Source organism: Methanosarcina horonobensis HB-1 = JCM 15518 (assembly GCF_000970285.1).
Classification (GTDB): domain Archaea; phylum Halobacteriota; class Methanosarcinia; order Methanosarcinales; family Methanosarcinaceae; genus Methanosarcina; species Methanosarcina horonobensis.
In genome coordinates, this window is sequence record NZ_CP009516.1 from 1,895,558 (window position 1) to 1,913,640 (window position 18,083).

Annotated in this window: 13 protein-coding genes; 4 read left to right on the forward strand and 9 right to left on the reverse strand. The window is 40.7% G+C overall.

The window, feature by feature from the left end:
• Nucleotides 1-466: 466 nt before the first annotated feature.
• Entirely contained in the window at nt 467-904 is a 438-nt protein-coding gene (locus tag MSHOH_RS08380) for a hypothetical protein (protein ID WP_048138870.1), read from the reverse strand.
• Nucleotides 905-1,201: 297 nt separating this feature from the next.
• Here MSHOH_RS08380 and MSHOH_RS08385 point away from each other — a divergent pair, with 297 nt between their 5' ends.
• Both MSHOH_RS08385 and MSHOH_RS08390 read left to right on the forward strand, forming a co-directional pair.
• Entirely contained in the window at nt 1,202-2,488 is a 1,287-nt protein-coding gene (locus MSHOH_RS08385; protein ID WP_048138872.1) for an APC family permease, read from the forward strand.
• 646 nt (nt 2,489-3,134) lie between these two features.
• On the forward strand, nt 3,135-4,307 hold the full coding sequence (locus MSHOH_RS08390; RefSeq protein WP_048143293.1) for a type III PLP-dependent enzyme: 1,173 nt from the start codon (nt 3,135-3,137) through the stop codon (nt 4,305-4,307).
• A gap of 144 nt (nt 4,308-4,451) precedes the next feature.
• Here the strand turns inward: MSHOH_RS08390 and MSHOH_RS25595 are convergent, their stop codons facing one another.
• Nucleotides 4,452-4,574 (reverse strand): hypothetical protein, encoded by a 123-nt coding sequence (locus tag MSHOH_RS25595; RefSeq protein WP_275425564.1) that lies wholly within the window; start codon nt 4,572-4,574, stop codon nt 4,452-4,454.
• A gap of 1,506 nt (nt 4,575-6,080) precedes the next feature.
• The gene (locus MSHOH_RS08395; RefSeq protein WP_239451280.1) at nt 6,081-7,169 is read right to left on the reverse strand and encodes a cytochrome-c peroxidase; all 1,089 of its coding nucleotides are present in this window, start codon (nt 7,167-7,169) and stop codon (nt 6,081-6,083) included.
• 1,470 nt (nt 7,170-8,639) lie between these two features.
• On the opposite strand from MSHOH_RS08395, the gene MSHOH_RS22705 reads away from it, so the two are divergent.
• Nucleotides 8,640-8,972, forward strand: a complete 333-nt coding sequence (locus tag MSHOH_RS22705; RefSeq protein ID WP_082089478.1) for a zinc ribbon domain-containing protein — start codon at nt 8,640-8,642, stop codon at nt 8,970-8,972.
• 118 nt (nt 8,973-9,090) lie between these two features.
• On the opposite strand, the gene MSHOH_RS08405 is transcribed toward MSHOH_RS22705, so the two are convergent.
• From MSHOH_RS08405 to MSHOH_RS08425, 5 genes are all read right to left on the reverse strand, one after another.
• The gene (locus tag MSHOH_RS08405) at nt 9,091-10,536 is read right to left on the reverse strand and encodes a 2-oxoacid:acceptor oxidoreductase family protein (RefSeq protein ID WP_048143294.1); all 1,446 of its coding nucleotides are present in this window, start codon (nt 10,534-10,536) and stop codon (nt 9,091-9,093) included.
• A gap of 2 nt (nt 10,537-10,538) precedes the next feature.
• Nucleotides 10,539-11,594, reverse strand: coding sequence for a 3-methyl-2-oxobutanoate dehydrogenase subunit VorB (locus MSHOH_RS08410; protein ID WP_048138878.1), 1,056 nt, complete (start codon nt 11,592-11,594; stop codon nt 10,539-10,541).
• Nucleotides 11,595-11,616: 22 nt separating this feature from the next.
• Nucleotides 11,617-11,865, reverse strand: coding sequence for a 4Fe-4S dicluster domain-containing protein (locus MSHOH_RS08415; protein ID WP_048138880.1), 249 nt, complete (start codon nt 11,863-11,865; stop codon nt 11,617-11,619).
• A gap of 315 nt (nt 11,866-12,180) precedes the next feature.
• On the reverse strand, nt 12,181-13,854 hold the full coding sequence (locus MSHOH_RS08420) for an AMP-binding protein (protein ID WP_048138885.1): 1,674 nt from the start codon (nt 13,852-13,854) through the stop codon (nt 12,181-12,183).
• A 199-nt stretch (nt 13,855-14,053) separates the two neighbouring features.
• Nucleotides 14,054-14,608, reverse strand: coding sequence for a helix-turn-helix domain-containing protein (locus MSHOH_RS08425; protein ID WP_048138886.1), 555 nt, complete (start codon nt 14,606-14,608; stop codon nt 14,054-14,056).
• A gap of 604 nt (nt 14,609-15,212) precedes the next feature.
• Between MSHOH_RS08425 and MSHOH_RS08430 the strand changes: the two genes are divergently transcribed.
• Entirely contained in the window at nt 15,213-16,865 is a 1,653-nt protein-coding gene (locus MSHOH_RS08430; protein ID WP_239451281.1) for a PKD domain-containing protein, read from the forward strand.
• 30 nt (nt 16,866-16,895) lie between these two features.
• Here MSHOH_RS08430 and MSHOH_RS08435 read toward each other — a convergent pair whose 3' ends face one another.
• A complete protein-coding gene (locus MSHOH_RS08435; protein WP_048138890.1) occupies nt 16,896-17,714 on the reverse strand; it encodes an alkaline phosphatase family protein in 819 nt (272 codons plus the stop codon).
• Nucleotides 17,715-18,083: the final 369 nt, after the last annotated feature.

The window sequence follows — 18,083 nt, forward strand, 5'->3', positions numbered from 1 at the left end:
ATATATTGAAAATCGTTTTTGAATATCGGGTTTGTTGAATCGTACTCGGATTTGTTGAGTTATCAGCCATGCCGGGCAAGTTCTTCACTTAATTTTTTAAACAGCAGTTCCAAGCCTTCGTAAACAGTGACTCCTAAAACTGTCCCCCATAAGGCATAAGGTTTTCAATCCCTGACCACCCCTGCATAACTGCAGGTAAACTGACACTTAAAAAAGCCATCAGTTGAGCTGTTTGAACCCTTAAGGGGTTTAAAGTAATTCCTGTCAGGTCTCCTTTTGACTTTACTTTTCGGGATTTAAAAACCCTGGGGATAAAGAGGAGAGCAGCAGTAAGTACAAAAAATAACAGCCCTGTGCCCTGAAACTTATTTTTTCTCCTTCGCTTCCTGAGAAAGAGATAAACTGAGCTGAGAGTAATAAAAGTATAAACAAGACTCAAAAGTATAAAACAAGACTCCTGCAAAAGCTAGCTGGCTGCGCTTTGGTTCGGGAGGAATGCATCCAGAACAAAAGCCAGAAAGGCCAGGATAGAATAAATCCAGCCTCCGTGAAACAGAAGCCAGCCTGAAAGCAGGAGTATGGCAAAAGAATCCAGAGTTCTGGCGGGCAGTCCTGTGCTTCTGTTTACGATACGGAGAAGCATGAGCTCAAGAAGAAGGGTGAGCAGGAGAGGAGATGGGAAAAATATAAACCCTATGCCGCTAAAAAAAGCCGCAACAAAGGCCGAAAGTTCATTGTCAGGATCTATTTCCCTTGCAAAAGCCCAGGCAAGAAACACCGAAGCTCCTGCCATCAACCCCGCATAAGAAGCCGGAAAGATACCTCTTCCTGAAACAAGCTGGAAACCCATCGTCCCAGAAAGGAATAGCAGGGTAATTACTACAATTATCCGGTTTGAATCCACAAATCATTCAGGAATGCTGTTTCCTGCAGGATACGGCATTTGAAGTTCAGATCGTTGGTGGGGGAAATTATTTGGCGAAGTATTTTATAATAATTTTATAATAACTAGACATGGGAAAAATATTGTGTGAGAAATTTATGATACAAATCTAATCGTAGTTTTCTAATTATAGCTAACCATAATATTCTAGTTATAACCTTTCAATTACTTTCAATTACAGCCTTTTCAGGCTACAGAAGGTTTTTTTATTAAGGTTATTTTATTTTCCTGGCATCAGTTGAGGGCAGATGGTATACTATGGAAAAGAGACCCGAACTAAAAAGAGAACTGAGTTTGGTAGAGATTACATTAACCGGAATTGGTAGTATTCTCGGAGCCGGTATTTACGTACTTTTGGGAACGGCTGCGGGGCTTGCAGGCAATCTTGTCTGGTTTTCTTTTTTGTTTGCAGGGATTACTGCCGCATTTTCCGCTTTCAGTTATATGGAACTCTCTTCTATGTATCCGCGGGCAGGGGCAGAGTATGAGTTTGTAAAAAGGGCTTTTGGAGAGCGTGTGGGGCTATTTGTGGGTCTGCTTGTTGTTTACTTTGTGATAATAACCAGTTCTGCAGTTGCCATTGGCTTTGGAAGGTATTTCAGCAACCTTTTCGGAGGGGAGAGTCTGATAGTAGCAGTGGGCCTGTTTATTGTCCTGAGCCTCATCATGGTTTACGGGGTCAAAGAATCGGCACGGGTTGCTATTCTCATTACCCTGATCGAATTTTCCGGACTTCTTATAGTCATGTATGTGGGACTTCCTTACCTTGGAACGGTAAATTATCTTGAGGCTCCGGACCTTGCAGGAGTTTTTGAGGCTTCTGCCCTTATTATTTTTGCATTTCTCGGCTTTGAAGATATAGTAAGGCTTTCCCAGGAGACAAAAGATGCAGAGAAAGCAACTCCCAGAGCTCTGCTCATTGCCATATCCGTTACTGTTTTCCTCTACATCTGCGTGGCTATATCTGCTGTTAGTGTACTTGATTTTCAGGCTCTTGGAGTTTCTGAGGTCCCGCTTGCTGATGTTGTAGCTGTTGCATTCGGAAACGATGCTTTTATTCTCATGTCCTGGATTGCCATGTTTTCCACAATGAACACCGTACTCGTAGTCATGCTCGGAGGGTCGCGGATTGTCTACGGGATGGCGGATTCAGGTTCGCTTCCCAAGTTCCTCTCGCGCGTACACCCTCGTTTCCAGACTCCCTGGACTGCAATTTTCGGAATTGCACTGGTTTCAAGCATTTTTGTCCTGATAGGCGACATAATAGTGGTAGCCAACATTGCTAACTTCATGATTTTTCTCGTCTTTTTTATGGTCAATATCTCCTTGATAAAGCTCCGTTATACCGATCCCGGAAGAAAACGCCCTTTCAAAATCCCTTTAAGCATAGGAAGTTTGCCACTGTTCCCTTCTCTTGGAGCATTATCCGCTGTTTTTCTTCTTTCCCAGATCAGCCTGGAGGTCATGGCTTATGGTTTTTTCCTTATAGCAATAGGATTAGTTATAGTGCTGCTCAGAACCAGAAAAAAGCCCTCGAGAGTTTGAAGAGTTAATTCTTCTGGAAAGTTTGATTCCCACTTTATTTTCTTGCGGTTAATTCTGCATATTGATCAAAAATGATTGTAAAGTTAGCCAGAACCTGAGCAAATAAGCAAAATTTTAAATGTGCATTTATCTGCCTTTTTTGCCTTATACAGCTTCAATATCACCCAAATTAATGTTTATTCCTTCAAAATCGGTTTTCCTGTTATTTTCTTTCGTAAAGCCCTTTTTTCGAGTTTAAACCGCACCTATATTTTTTAAGGACAGATCAGCGTTTCTGGAAAGGTTTATAGTAATATATTGACTTTAAATGCTTTTAATGGAATAAAAAAGCATATATGTAGTTTTAATTAAGGAAAAAAGCATAATTAGACTTTTTTTCAAAATATGACGATTTATATTGAATATTTTTGGATTTTAGCTATTTTTGAGTCTTGATATTCAACAAGAATTAGTTTTATATACCTAAAACCCTATTTGATTCGTTTTATTTCAGGGATTATCTATATTATTGATTACAAATTCCCTAACTAAAATAAATCCATAATGTACTAAAAATTTATAAACAGAACTGCCTAACTATAAACCGTAACTATTGTTAGTTTTGGTTATAAATTCAGGTAAAATCAGGTTAAAAAAGGGAGTAGATATGAGAAAAGAGCCTTATGAGTTCCCGCTTGAAGACTACCTCTCAAGAGAGGAGTTTAACAGAATTAAAAAATTCTCACGGGATAAAGAAACACCGTTTTTGATCGTTGATCTTCAGAAGATAGAACGAAGCTACGACGAACTGGTAGAGCACATGCCTTTTGCAAAAATTCACTATGCTGTTAAGGCCAATCCCATGGATAAGGTAGTGCTTGCCCTGAAGAAAAAAGGTTCCAATTTTGACGTGGCAACTATCTACGAGCTTGACCAGTTGCTAAGACTCGGAGTGGAACCTGAGAGGATAAGTTACGGAAATACAATCAAAAAAGAAAAAGATATAGCTTATGCATATGAAAACGGAGTAAGGCTCTTTGTTACTGATTCTGAAAGTGATTTGAAGAAATTGGCAAGAAAAGCTCCAGGTTCCAGAGTCTTTTTCAGGATTCTTACAGAAAGTGACGGCGCGGACTGGCCGCTTTCCAGAAAATTCGGCTCCCATCCTGACCTGATATACAAACTGATTTTAAAAGCCGAAAAGCTAGGGCTTGAACCTTACGGCCTTTCTTTCCACGTCGGTTCCCAGCAAAGGGATATCGGACAGTGGGACAATGCAATCTCCAAGTGCAAATACCTTTTTGAAGCAGTGGCCGAAAAAGGGATTCAGCTGAAAATGATTAACCTCGGTGGAGGCTTTCCTGCAAAATATCAGGCTCAGGCTCATGATCTTGAGACTTATGCTCGAGAAATCCGCCGCTTTTTACATGACGACTTCGGAGAAGAGCTTCCTGAAATCCTTATCGAGCCCGGGCGGTCTCTGGTCGCCGATGCTGGCATAATCGTAAGTGAAGTCGTTATGATCTCCAAAAAGGCCAGGTTCAACCAGTACAAATGGGTCTATCTCGACATAGGAAAATTCGGCGGCCTTATCGAAACTCTTGACGAATGCATTAAATATCCGATCTTCTGTGACAAAAAAGGCTGTGCTGAAGAGGTTATACTCGCAGGTCCGACCTGCGACAGCATGGATATCCTTTACGAGCATCATAAGTATTCTTTTCCCCACACGATGAGAGAAGGCAACCGCGTATATATATTCACAACCGGAGCCTATACTCAAAGTTATAGTTCCATTTGTTTTAACGGCTTTCCACCTCTCAAGTCCTATATTATCTAAAGGGCATTTGCCCTTTCTATTTTTTTCCATTTTTCTGATTTTAGAACAGTCTGTACTTTTACTTCATCGCTTGTGAGGGCACATGCTCTTCTTTTAATCCCTTCTCACTTCTCTCAAGAGCAATAATTACAAAGTTCCTGACCCTCAAAACCCTATCGTTAGCGATGCAACTAAAACAGGATAATAGTAAAAGCACTCTTTTTTATTCTCTTTTTCTTCCTTGTAGCTATCTTCAGGTCTCTTTTTTGTTTCAGATAGTTTTCTCATATTTAGGTTGAAATTTTCAATGTTATTAAAAATTTCAATAAAACAAAATAATATAGTCAATTAGAAAATTAAAATTAAAGAATGTTTTTTGGGTCGATTATGATATATATTACCGAGCTCTTATAAAAGAAGTAGATTGAGGGTAATAGGGTTTCCTCTCAATCTAAGGGTTGGATCGCAGGTAGGGACCTCGAGAATAGGGACTCGAACCCTACCATCTACTTCTAAACTAACAGTTGGGTTTTAAATTCAATTTCGAATTATATTTCTTAAATATAGCTACTTCCAAATTAATTTTGAGGAAGACTTGCTCTTTTTTATAATGTCTTTATTTTAAATAAACCTTATGACCGTTCCTTAATTCCTAAATTCCTGAATTTATTATTTATGTGCTCGCAATTTATAAGTGACAAATGTATGCATATTTTTATCAGGTTTTTAAACTGCCTTTAATTATGCTTACTATGTCCATTATATCTATTTGCTTGAGAAATTAACTCCCTTTTTTGTTTGATGAAGGCAGAAATTTCCACACTCAAATAGTTAACTATTTTGTAGAGATAAAATATACTGATAGTCAAATAGAACACAATATCCTTAAAATAAATAACATACTGATAAAAAAGAATATCGCGTTAAGTTAAAAAAGAATGCTGTATTAAGCAAAGCACATAATTAAAACTAAAGTTAAGCATGAAATTTTAGAGAAAAACATGTGTTTATTACTGAAGGGGAAATCTTTGCTTGCTTTGTAAGATATTAAAAATTTACTTATGATTAAAATTTTTAATAAACCCAAAAAAATATGCAATCACTATTTTTTTAGATCGATTATGATATATATGTCCACATGATTATAAAATGAATGTAGATTGAGAGTAATAGGGTTTCCTCTCAATCTAGGGTTGGATCGCAGGTAGGGATCCCGAGAATAGGGACTCGGCCCCTACCATCTGTTTCTGAGTCAAATTGCCATCTTTTTAACAGCGGGTTATAGTGGCTAATATATTCGCCTACTCCACAATTCTTCTTTAATTATTTTTTAAAGATTTCCCTACATTTTAAGAATATCTGTAAGAGTGAACAAGCCTATACTGTCCCTATTTTTATCGGATTAGTAATATAATAAAAATAGTTTTTAAAATATGGAAGAGAAATAGTATGAAAGAATGTGCTGGACACTAAAAACGTTCGGTAACCGCTCTGAATATTGATACTTGCTCAGTATAACAAGCGATATAGATATTGTGAACGCAACTGGTATAACATCTCTTATCCTCTCTGATATTCATTTACTTTTATACCAGTTTTCTGGATTAAAGAAAAAAACTTATGATTAGACTCGCCAGGATAACTCTTGCCTGGGAGACGATATTACATCCGCATAATTGCTCGAGCCTAATCATTTTCCTTTAACTTATTTCCTTTAACTTATTTCCTTTAGACTTATTTCCTTTTATTTCCTAAAGGCCCACACATCTGTTATTTAATGCATCTTTTTGCTAATCATTCGTCATCTAGCGTTAGCAAGAAAGCTACAATTGCTTTTTCTTCGGTCTCGTTAAGCTCGAGGTCTCCAAGTTCGCCTGTATTAACGTTTGCTGCAACTTCGGGAGCAGGCCATCCCTCTGATTCTATATCCCTTGTATTATAGAAGTGTACAAGATCTTCGAGATTGGTGAAGTAGCCATTGTGTGTATAAGGGGCTGTCTTTCCAATGTTCCGGAGAGTAGGGACTTTCATTTTTCCCTCTTCCTTTTCCGGCTCAACTATTTCAGCGCGGCCGCTGCCTCCCAATCCGAGGTCTATGTATGCACTCTTCAGAGGATTAAACGCTTTTGGCAGGCCATAAAATGGGTTATCCGAATTTTTGGGTACTCCCAGGTTATCATAAGTGAAGTCTGTAAATACCGGTTTACTTCCACTACTTGGATGGCAGTTTGAACATAGGGCTTTTCCATCAAACAACTCGAGCCCCAGTTGCTCTTCTTCTGATAAGGTGTACTCACCTGCAAGGAATTTATCATATCTTGAAGTGAACCTGTTCACTTCTGCAGAACTCTCATAAGCTGCTATCGCTTCAGCTGTATAATCATAAGCTCTGTCAACATTATCCAGGGTGTCCGGGCCATAGACTTCTTTAAAAAGATTTGCATAGTCCGAAATCCGGATACTCTGGACTACGGTTACTTTATTCGGATTATGCATTTCCAGAGGGTTCAGAAATGGGCCTTTTGCCTGCTCGACCAAATTGTCTGCTCTGCCATCCCAGAACTGACCTCCGTGATAGATTATCTGGTCATCATAGGTATAGCTAAATTCAGGACTATATGATGCATATGCAACGCTTGGCGAGTTGCGGTTTCCAAACATCTTTGGCAGCACACCCTGAGAAACGGGGAGGTTTTGATGAGGTTCGGCAAAACCAGAATCAGGATTGTGGCAACTTGCACAGGACTGCCCTTTAGGTGTTGACAGGTTTTCATCAAAATACAGGAACTTTCCGAGTTCCTCTTTCTGGCTCAGCTGAACTTCTTCTGCTAAGGCAGTTGCAGCTAATGCAGTTAAAAATGAGACTAAAATTAGTGTTGTCATCCCGATACGCATTATCCTAATCAGTATAAATCCCCCTAATTAGTATAAATTTTCCTTTTATTTTCTTAAAAATTCTTCAAAGAATACGCTGAAAATGAGGATTTACGCTCTAAAATTAAATCCCGAGTTCCGTAAAGTTATACCTGGACCTGCCGGGGCTACTTAACTTTGCTCACCGGCCCAGACTCGTGATAACGTTACACCTGCAATTAAAGAGATATCGACAATCTTCAAGCTCCTTCTTTCCCCAAGACAGATCTTGTAGAAATATGAATCCACAAGAAATCTGTACTAAATAACGTATTTTTACGTATTTAACAGTATCGAAAATTCTAATATAAGTTGAGATCGGGAACTTTAGTATAAAAAAGAGAATTTTTGAAGACAATATGACGAGACGAAATAATAATTCTGTTTTTATATTTATATGTAAATTTTTAATATAATTAAAGATTTAATTGCAATAAAAATATATATCCTGTTTAAAAATTTGAATTTAAAAAATGGTTTTCTGGGTTTATGATATGTATCCCATGCTCTTATAAAAGGTAGTAGATTGAGAGTAATAGGGTTTCCTCTCAATCCGGGTTGGATCGCAGGTAGGACCTCGAGAATAGGGACTCGAACCCTACCATCTACTTCTAAACTAACAGTTGGGCTTTAAATTCAATTTTGAATTATATTTCTTAAACATAGCTACTTCCAAATTAATTTTGAGGAAGACTTGCTCTTTTTTATAATGTCTTTATTTTAAATAAACTTTATGACCGTTTCTAAATCTCCAATTTTCTTTAACTAGTGTGCCTGCTTCTGTTAACCTTTTATTTAACTATGAATTCTTATTGAATTTTGCTCTATGGAAGACGCAAGTAGAGAAATGCCTGTGATGGAAAAAATCAACAAAGGAAAACCTGTAAAGAGAAGTCCTTAGAAAAATAAGTTCTCACAAAAGCGGCTAAGAAATATGTAAAGGAAAGTTAAAAGGGTATCCAAACAACGTTGATAAAAGAACGGCAAAATCAAGCTGGAGAGGTGATGAATTGTGCTTTGCCGTTCTACAGAAATTACGACTTTTCACAACTATTTTAATGTTTCCTTTAGCCTTATTATTTGTAAGAAGATTTACGATCAAGTGAAAATATTGGCGATGATCTTTCAAGAAGCTAATTGTTTAAAAGACCGCAAAGCATGTTTTTATAGTCAGGCAATAACCCATCTAAAAAATAAGTCTGAAATAACGCTTCAGGACGAAATAAGTCTGAAATAAACATTCACGGATCATAAGGAAGGAAGCCCGGTTGCTTTAGCGCCGGAAGGAATTCCGTCAACTTAACACAAGGCACAAAGGTATAATTACAGTACAACATGATAGCCTTTGAAGACTATGGAAAAATTCAACGAAGCATGTAAATTACATCTCTGTTTTTGCTTTAAGAAAAAGCATTTTCTGGAACGAAATGAAATCGGTCTATTGCTCTTGAAAATCTTTCAGGTATTAGGCAGAGGACAACGGTTAGAAAGGCAGAAAGAGAAAAGCATGAAAAATGGACATTTCTTGAACTTAGAAATTTCATAGAATATAAAGCAAAATTAGCAGGTGTACTAGTTCTATTAGTTGATCCTAGAAACACATCAAGGCAATGTTCAGTATGTGGATATACAGACAAGGGAAATCGAAAAATACAGGAAACTTTCTCCTGCCTTGCATGTGAGCATACTGAAAATGCCGATTTCAATGCTTCAAAAAATATTGCTTTTAGGGCTGCCGTCAATCAGCCTATAGTGCTCTGCTTAGGAAACTAAGACGTAGAAGCGCAAGCCCACAGTTTAGCGTGGGGTAATTTACAGGCGAACCAGACTTCTTCTCGCCTGCTTCAGCCTGCTTATTATTTAATTTGTTACCTTCGAAATCCGCTGTTTTTTATACCTTAGCGTTCTCTCTGGCCCACTCTGCACCGGCTTTGAGTACCTGCTGGTTGAACTCAATAACTTTAGGTTTGCCTGCAAAGTTTTCTGCAAGAGCTTCTTTAAAGGCTTCTTCTTCAAGCCCGGTTGCGTTCAGACCCAGCAAAACACCGAGCATAAAGGAATTTGCAGCTCTTTCATCACCTGCTTCTTTGGCTTTTTCGGTCGCCGGAACTACAATAGCTTTTACGCCTGCAGGGGTCTCGGCTTCGCCTATGGTCGAGTCGTAAAGGATAAAGCCTCCTTCTCTTACTGCGCTTTCGAACCTTTCCAGGGAAGGACGGTTCATGGCTATAAGGATATCAGGGGTATAAACCGTAGGAGAGCCTATAGACTGACCTGAAATAACTACCGAGCAATTTGATGTTCCCCCGCGTTGTTCCGGGCCGTAGGACGGGAACCAGGAAGCATTGAGGTTTGCTTTAACGCCTGCCTGTGCAAGGACAATGCCCATACTCAGGACTCCCTGCCCTCCGAAGCCTGCAATCTTGGTCTGGATAGGGACGAAATCTGTTCTTACAGGTTTTTCTCCGGAATCCGCTTCAATTCCATAAAGCTTCTCAAGGGCTTCAGTTGTGAAATCGCTGACTCCGCGGTGGAGAGGTTCGGCTGATTCGGAATTGTCTCTGAAGTTCCTGAGCGGAAATTCCTTTTCCATCTCTTCGTTAATGAACTGAATAGCCTGCTCTGCATCCATTCTGAGGTTTGTCGGGCAGGCTGCAAGGACTTCTACAAAAGCATAACCCTTACCGTCACGCTGGATTTCAAGTGCTTTTCGAACGGCCTTTCTGGCTTTCCTGATGTGGGAGATATCGGAAACAGAGACTCTTTCGATAAACACCGGAGCCTTCAGATTGTCCAGAAGCTCACACATATGGACTGGATAGCCTGCAAATCTGGGGTCACGGCCTTCAGGGGTTGTGGTTGTCTTTTCCCCAATTAGGGTTGTAGGAGCCATCTGTCCGCCTGTCATGCCATACACTGTATTGTTTACGAAGAAGACCGCGAGCTTTTCGCCCCTGTTTGCTGCCTGCAAAGTCTCGTTCAGGCCGATTGAGGCAAGGTCTCCGTCCCCCTGATAGGAAATAACCACAGCATTTTCTTCAGCCCTTGAGACGCCTGTCCCCACTGCAGGGGCACGCCCGTGAGCTACCTGGATATTGCCTGCGTCAAAGTAATAATAGGCAAAGACTGCACAGCCCACAGGACTGATCATAACTGTCCTGTCCTGGATTCCAAGGTCGTCAATAGCCTCAGCAATAAGCTTGTGCAAAACCCCGTGCCCGCAACCAGGGCAGTAGTGAGTGGCTGTTGAGGCTGCCCCTCCTTTACGGGGATAATCCGCGTACAGGGCTTTTGGCCTTCCTATAACCTTTTCTCCATTGATAATTTCTGCTGCCATTTTCATGCCTCTCCTGCAACTTTTCTGATTTTGTCCATAATCTGATCGAGAGTAATCAGATTTCCTCCCATGCGGTTTACCAGTTCAACGGGCTGCGAACATCTGATTGCAAGCCTGATATCGTCTATCATCTGCCCGTTACTCATCTCAACAGAGATGAAAGAGCATTCCTTATCTGCAAGGGCTTTCAACTGTGCCTCAGGGAACGGGAAAAGGGTCTTTGGCCTGAAAAGCCCTACTTTAATTCCTTCCTGCCTTGCAAGGTCTACGGCTGACCTGCAGATCCTGCTGCTTATGCCGTAAGAAACGAGCACGATTGAAGCATCTTCGGTCATGTACTCTTCGTAATCCACTTCATTCTGCTTTATCAGCTCATACTTTACCTGCAGCTTCTCGTTAAATGCTCCGAGTTCGTTGAAGTCCAGGAAGATTGAGGTTATAAGGTTAGGTCTTGTCTCGACTGTACCGTTGACTGCCCAGGTAGTGTCGATTTCCGGTGTAAGGGCTTTCTTAGGGAACTCAAGGGATTCGATCATCTGCCCGAGAACACCGTCAGCAAGCACGACTGCAGGGTTCCTGTACTTGAAAGCAAGCTCAAAGGCTTTCATGGTAAAGTCGCACATCTCCTGCACAGAATTCGGGGCAAGTACGATGTTCTTGTAATTTCCGTGCCCTCCGCCTTTTACAACCTGGTTGTAATCTGCCTGCTCGGGCCCTATATTTCCAAGCCCAGGACCTGCCCTCATAATATCTATAAGCACGCAGGGAAGTTCTGCGCCTGCAAGGTAAGAGACACCTTCCTGCATCAGACTGATTCCGGGACCTGAAGAGGATGTCATTACCCTGTGCCCGGCTGAGGCTCCCCCGTAGACCATATTAATTGCAGCCTCCTCGGATTCTGCCTGTACGAACTTCCTTCCTACAATGGGGAAATACTTAGAGGCATCATGCAGAATTTCACTTGCAGGAGTGATTGGGTATCCGAAGAAGCAGTCGCATCCGGCATAAAGTGCACCAACAACTATTGCGGAGTTGCCTTTTACGAGTTGTGTTGCCATCTTTTTTCCTCCTTATCCTGCCTTATTCGGCTTCCTCCTTTTTCAGGGGGATATGGATTTCCAGTGCCAGGGGTTCAGGGCAGGTATAATAGCAGCTCGCACAGCCTGAGCAGCCTTCTCCTTTATACTCTATGTAATGGTAACCCCGTGCATTCAGGTTCTCACTCATGAAAAGTACGTCCTTCGGGCAGGCAAGCAGACAGCGCTCACATGCCTTGCACTCCAGAATGTTGATAACAGGGTACGGTTCTTTTTGATCATTTTTTGCCATATAGAATCCTCACGCTATTCTTCCAGTCCCTGTTTTTCTCCAGCCGGTATTGTATGGCAGACAGGAGAACCTATCATTTTTAAGGGGCTTTCTGAATTCTTATATGCTCTTGAATTCTTTTCTTTCTCGAATTTTACTGGTTTCTTAAATTACGGTGATCTTTGAATTACAGCCTACTTGAACTACAGTACTTTGAGAGTAAATCCGAAATATCTTTCTTTGAACAAACTTTTGAGAAAAAGTTTCAGGTACTTATTTCTTTCCTTTCTTTTTCCTTTTTCGAATTTAATCGGATATACTCTCTAACAAATCCTGTTATTCAACCTGATCTTTATCCCGGATTTCTACCCTGCGTATTTTTCCGCTGATGGTTTTCGGAAGCTCGGGCACGAATTCCACAATCCTGGGATACTTATACGGAGCAGTGACGTTCTTTACATGTTCCTGCAGTTCTTTTTTAAGTTCATCACTTGCAGTATAGTCTTTTGTAAGAACTATGGTCGCCTTGATGACCTGACCTCTTATAAGGTCGGGAACTCCAGTGATTGCACATTCAAGCACGGCAGGGTGCTGGATAAGTGCACTTTCAACTTCAAAGGGTCCGACTTTGTATCCTGAGGTCTTGATTATATCGTCAGCCCTTCCCACAAACCAGAGATAGCCGTCTTCGTCCATCCAGGCCATATCTCCTGTGTGGTAATAGCCGTCGTGCCAGGTTTCTTCCGTCTTTTCAGGGTCTTTTCCATAGTGGACGAAAAGCCCTACTGGCTTTTCTTCTTTTGTGTTGATTACGATTTCTCCTTCTTCTCCTACTTCACAGATCCTGCCGTCCCTGTCCATAAGTTCAATCTTGTATCCTGGGGTTGGCTTTCCGATTGATCCTGGTTTTGGTTCCATCCAGGGGAAGGTAGCAATCGTAACAACGGTTTCGGTCTGTCCGAACCCTTCCATGAGTTTTATTCCCGTATACTGAAGGAAGCGGTTAAATACCTCAGGGTTAAGAGGTTCACCTGCAACAACCGCATATTTCAGAGTACTGAAATTATAATGGGAAAGGTCTTCTTTTATCAGGAAACGGTAGATTGTCGGGGGAGCGCAGAAGGTTGTAACCCCGTACTTTGAGGCTTTCTCAAGCATGTTTTTGGCTTCAAACCTGTCATAGTCATAAACAAAGACCGCACAGCCGGCTATCCACTGCCCGTAAAGCTTTCCCCACACGCATTTACCCCAGCCGCTATCCGCAACGGTGTAGTGCAGTCCGTTATCTTCCACATTCTGCCAGTATTTTGCAGTCAGGATATGGCCTAGAGGGTAGGTATTGTCATGTTCGACCATTTTCGGGAAACCGGCGGTTCCGGAAGAGAAATAGACGAGGCAGATATCTTCGTTCTTTGTTGCAGCCTCGCCTGTTGGGCGTTCAAAGACAGGGGAAGCTTCCTCAAGTTCCTTTCTGAAATCAATCCAGCCTTCCCTGGCACTTCTGCCTACCAGGACTTTCTTGAGTGGGACGTTTCCGCACTCGGCATGGGCTTCGTCTACCTGCTCCGGAACGTCGTCTTCGGAAATGCAGACTATCATCTTCAACCCGGCTTTTTCTATCCTGTACACGATATCCCGGGTTTTCAGCATGTGAGTCGCAGGCACTGCTATTGCTCCGAGCTTGTGAAGCCCGAGGATGCAATACCAGAATTCGTAACGGCTCTTTAAGGTCAGCATTACATAGTCGCCTTTTCCGACGCCGTGTTTTACAAAGAAATTTGCAGCCTTATCACTGTAACATTTCAGGTCTTTGAAAGTAAAGGTTTTTTCTTCCTTATTGTCATTACACCAGACCATGGCAATTTTCTCAGGAGAATCTCTTGCGTAGGCATCGACCACATCATAAGCAAAATTGAAATTTTCAGGGACCAGGATTTTGAAGTTTTCCTGGAAATCCTCATAGGATTCAAAATCAGTTCTGGAAACAAATTGGCTCAGCAAGGAAGTCATTCTGGACACCCGTTTTATTTGAATTTCTCTAAATCTTCTATAGTTCTTCAGGCTTCAGGAAGCTTAATTTAAATTTCAGAAACTCTGAGAGCTTTTTCCCGTCTCTGAGAGCTCTTCCTTTTTCCTGTATTTCGGATTTTTTTGCGGATTTTGCGCGAATTATTCAGGTATGGGGTTAATAAGGTCGCACTTGATCCGGTCACATAATAACTGCCAGGAACTTAGCGGGTTCTCCTTCCAGGGCTTCCATGGCATGTTCATAATTGGAATCAAAATAAATGGAATCTCCTTCATTGAGGACAATTTCATTATTGTGAATGTAAACCTTCAGGCTTCCTTCAAGCACATAATTGAATTCCTGTCCCGGATGTGAATTGGTATCAGGTTTTGTTTCCTGAGATTTGGGTTCGACCGTAACAATGAAGAATTCCGCTTTTTTGTGAATGAATTTTTCAGCCAGGTTCTGGTACTTATACTGCTTTCTCCTCTCAACGCTTACTCCTTTTCCACTCCTTGTGAGCGTAAAAATGTTCATGCGAGGTTCTTCCCCTGTCAGAAGAGTAGCCATATCTACCTGTAACCTGTGTGCAATTTCGAAAAGTATGCTTGCCGGAATGTCTTCTGTCCCGTTTTCGTATTTCTCATAGGTCTCCTTCGAGACCTGAAGGTACTCTGCCATTTTTTCGACAGAGATCTCTGAGAGTTCCCGCAGCTCACTGACTCGGGATGCAATTTCCTTTATTTTTTCCTGCATAATCAAACCTTCTCCAGCTGGATTTATTTAAGAAACCTAACTTGAATATTTACTTAAAAATCTTTGTGCTCCACCCAGGCTTACCTAACCTGTTAGAAAATAAAGTTTTTCAAGAACCATTGCAAATTATAATAAATATACATTACCATTCAAAGACTTTGAGGCAGGTTAAGATTATAAACTGGAACTGAATGTGTAAAGAGAACAGGCTTCCCCTGAGAACAATGTGAAAGCATTAAACATGCTGGAAGTTTTTATTTGATGAGAATCAACCCTGCATAACACTGCTGTACAGTCTTGGCTACATAACATTGCACCCTGAAACATGTGTTTTCTTTTTATCAGTTATTTTTGTTATTTTCAGACCGTGTTAATTTTTTATATTATATGATTTTTTATTCAATCTTATTTTTTATGGATTTTAATTTTAATCTCTTTTTTCTAATATTTTTTTAAACCAACAATTTTATATGCTTTCCTTATAAAAACTTGTTCAGTAAATTCCTGGACCGGCATGAGGATTGAGATGGTACAAACACAAACTTTCGGGCAAATCTGTTTTTTACTGGTTATTTTAATTTTAATTTCACTCTCCGGGACTGGAATGGCATCAGAATTGCACGTTGGAGCAGGAGAATCCATTCAGAATGCTATAAATGAAGCATCTCCTGGAGATATTATCCTTGTAGAGTCCGGAAAATTTAATGAAAGTATCTATCTTAACAAGGAAAACTTAACCTTAAAGTCCGCTTCTGGAAATCCTGACAATACCATTATTGCGGGAGAAAATGCCGGAAGTTATGTTTTTGAAATAGTTGCCAGCGGTGTAAACGTTAGCGGATTCTCGGTTACTGAAGGTCGATGCGGGATCTTTCTCAACAATGTTAGAAACTGCACGATAAGTGATAACAAAATTTCAAACCAGGAAGTAGGAATTTACCTTTTCAAATCCGGCAATAATTTGTTGATCAACAACATGGTGTATTCAAATCTGGACTGCGGTGTTAAACTGCTTACTTCTCCAGATAACGTAATCTATGGCAATTACTTCAATAATATGGAGAACGCCAGGGATAATAAGCTCAACACCTGGAACAAAAGCAAAGGCAACTACTGGAGCGATTATGAAGGGACTGACGAAAACGGAGACGGTATAGGGGATACTGCATATGCGGTCAATCCTGAAGCCGGTAGTATTGATCACATGCCTTTAATGGAGTATCCTCCGGCTCCCCCGGTACTGCCCAGTGCACGTTTCACTTCAGATGTAATAGAAGGATTGACTCCTCTCTCTGTTAGGTTTAAAGATTTTTCCGAAAATGCCACTTCCAGGCTGTGGGAATTCGGAGACGGTAATTCTTCAAGTTATCCGAGTCCTTTGCATACTTATTTCAGCGAAGGGAACTATGTTGTTTCTCTTACTGTAAGCAATGAGAATGGTAGTGATTCGGCATATGTAACAATAAAAGTTCTGAACGCTTCCGAACAATCCGGGCCCATACTTCCAGAAGCCGAACTTATTTCCAATAACACAACCGGTCACGTTCCTCTTGTTATAAAGTTTGTCGACGTCTCCAAGAATGCAGATTGTGTTACATGGGCCTTTGGGGATGGAAAAACATCCTGCTGTCCGGAGCCTGAGCATACCTTCTGCTGTCCTGGGAATTATACAGTATCTCTTACAGCTGAAAACGAAAATGGAAGTTCTTCGACGTGTATAGTCATAACCGTCCAGAAGAATGAAACAGATATGGATGCAGAAGAAAATGCAGGAGAAGAAAATGCAGGAGAAGAAAATATCGGGAATCCTGAGGTTATTGACAGTACAGAAAAAAAAGGTGGACTGGTAAATCTTATTAAAGAATATGTTAGCGGTATTTCTGATGAGATAATCGATGACGACAATATAAATACAGAAGCAAATGAGAACTCAGAATCAAATCCTGGCAGTGAAAGCGAGAGTACAAAGAATCACAGGATAATTGACAGAGAGGAACTCGAGTCTATAAAAGATTCTGTTGTATCCGGTGCCAGATCAAAGGTTTTTGCAGAAACCGAGATGTCTCTGGAAAACGAAACTCTCAAGGCTCAGAAAAATATTGAAAGTTTTATGGATAATTCCATACCCGAATCTACAGATAACTCCTTGCCTGAAATAAAGAGAAGAATAGCCCCCTGGGTTCCCTCATTTCTGGGACTTGCCGGGGCGGTTTTCATAGTTTCCTTGCTGAAAAGAGGCAGAGGAACACGAAAGTAACGGATATCCCATCAGGAAAGGAAGCCAGGATTATAAATTGCAGCCTACAATAAGAGCGACATAATTATTTTCGTGATTTTTTACTTCTTCATGCGTGGCATTTTTTAACCACTTTTTTCCTCCGTGAACAGCGTGATCTCCACAAATGAAGAAAATGGTTCCTTTCTCTGTACTCTGAAAGATCTCTTCGAGATTCTTATCAATAGCCTTTGCAGCTTTCTTCATTTCTTTCCAGGATTCTGCCCTGTGGGAATAACGATCAAGAGCTCTGAGGTGTACAGCCAGGATATCGGGCTTTTCCCTGAGAGATTGTAAAGCATATTCTGTGATCTGACGGTCATAATCAAGTATATCTTCGGAATTCGGAACCCCGTAAAAGTCTTTTATTCTTCCTCTGAAACTCTGAGCTCCTTCAGTCTCTATCACAGCCGCAGATTTCATGCCTGCCCTGTAAGCCCATTCCATAATGCTCCTCAGTCTTGGATTTTCGGAATTTTTTGCAGTTTCAGTATAGATATCAGCGGTCGAGTAAATGTTATGCTCTTCAGGGAGATAGCCTGTAAAGATTGAAGCAATTGCTGGAGATGTGATGGTTGCAGGAGACCTGCACTTAAAAAGAAGCCCGTTTTCAGCAATCTCATGCAGGTTTTTCATTATGGGAGAAAGGTGCCGGTAGAGAGAATAGCCAAGGCTGTCAACAACTATAATTACTGCACTTTTACAGCCTCTTTCCTTTGCATAATTCTCAACCTCAGGAATTGGCCTCCCCGAAGGCGGAACCATAGGAACTTTCAATAATCTCGAGATCGTAGGCGCAATGTCGATGGTACTGCATTCCAAAACTTTCATAACTCTCCCTTATATTATCTGACAGGACAGTTTATATGCGTTTCCCGAATTGCGCCTCGGGAGTACGCCGTCCTTTTCGCTTCGCTCAAGAGGACTAATTTATGGGACTAGAAGTGAACTTCACTCAGGCCTACTGAGTCATAAATATTTCTGACCTTTTGACTCATATAATTATTGTTCATGATACAGGATAATTTCTGTCACGTTCAACGAAGGAGAATGGCTTTGCATACAAAGATGAGAAAAAAGAAAGTAGTGGAAATTACCAGAGATAACTGTTAGAAACTCATAAGTAAAAATAACCGGAGACTGAAAAATTAAAAAAATAATTAAACTATATTCTAAAAAATACTTTTTTATTTTTTTTAT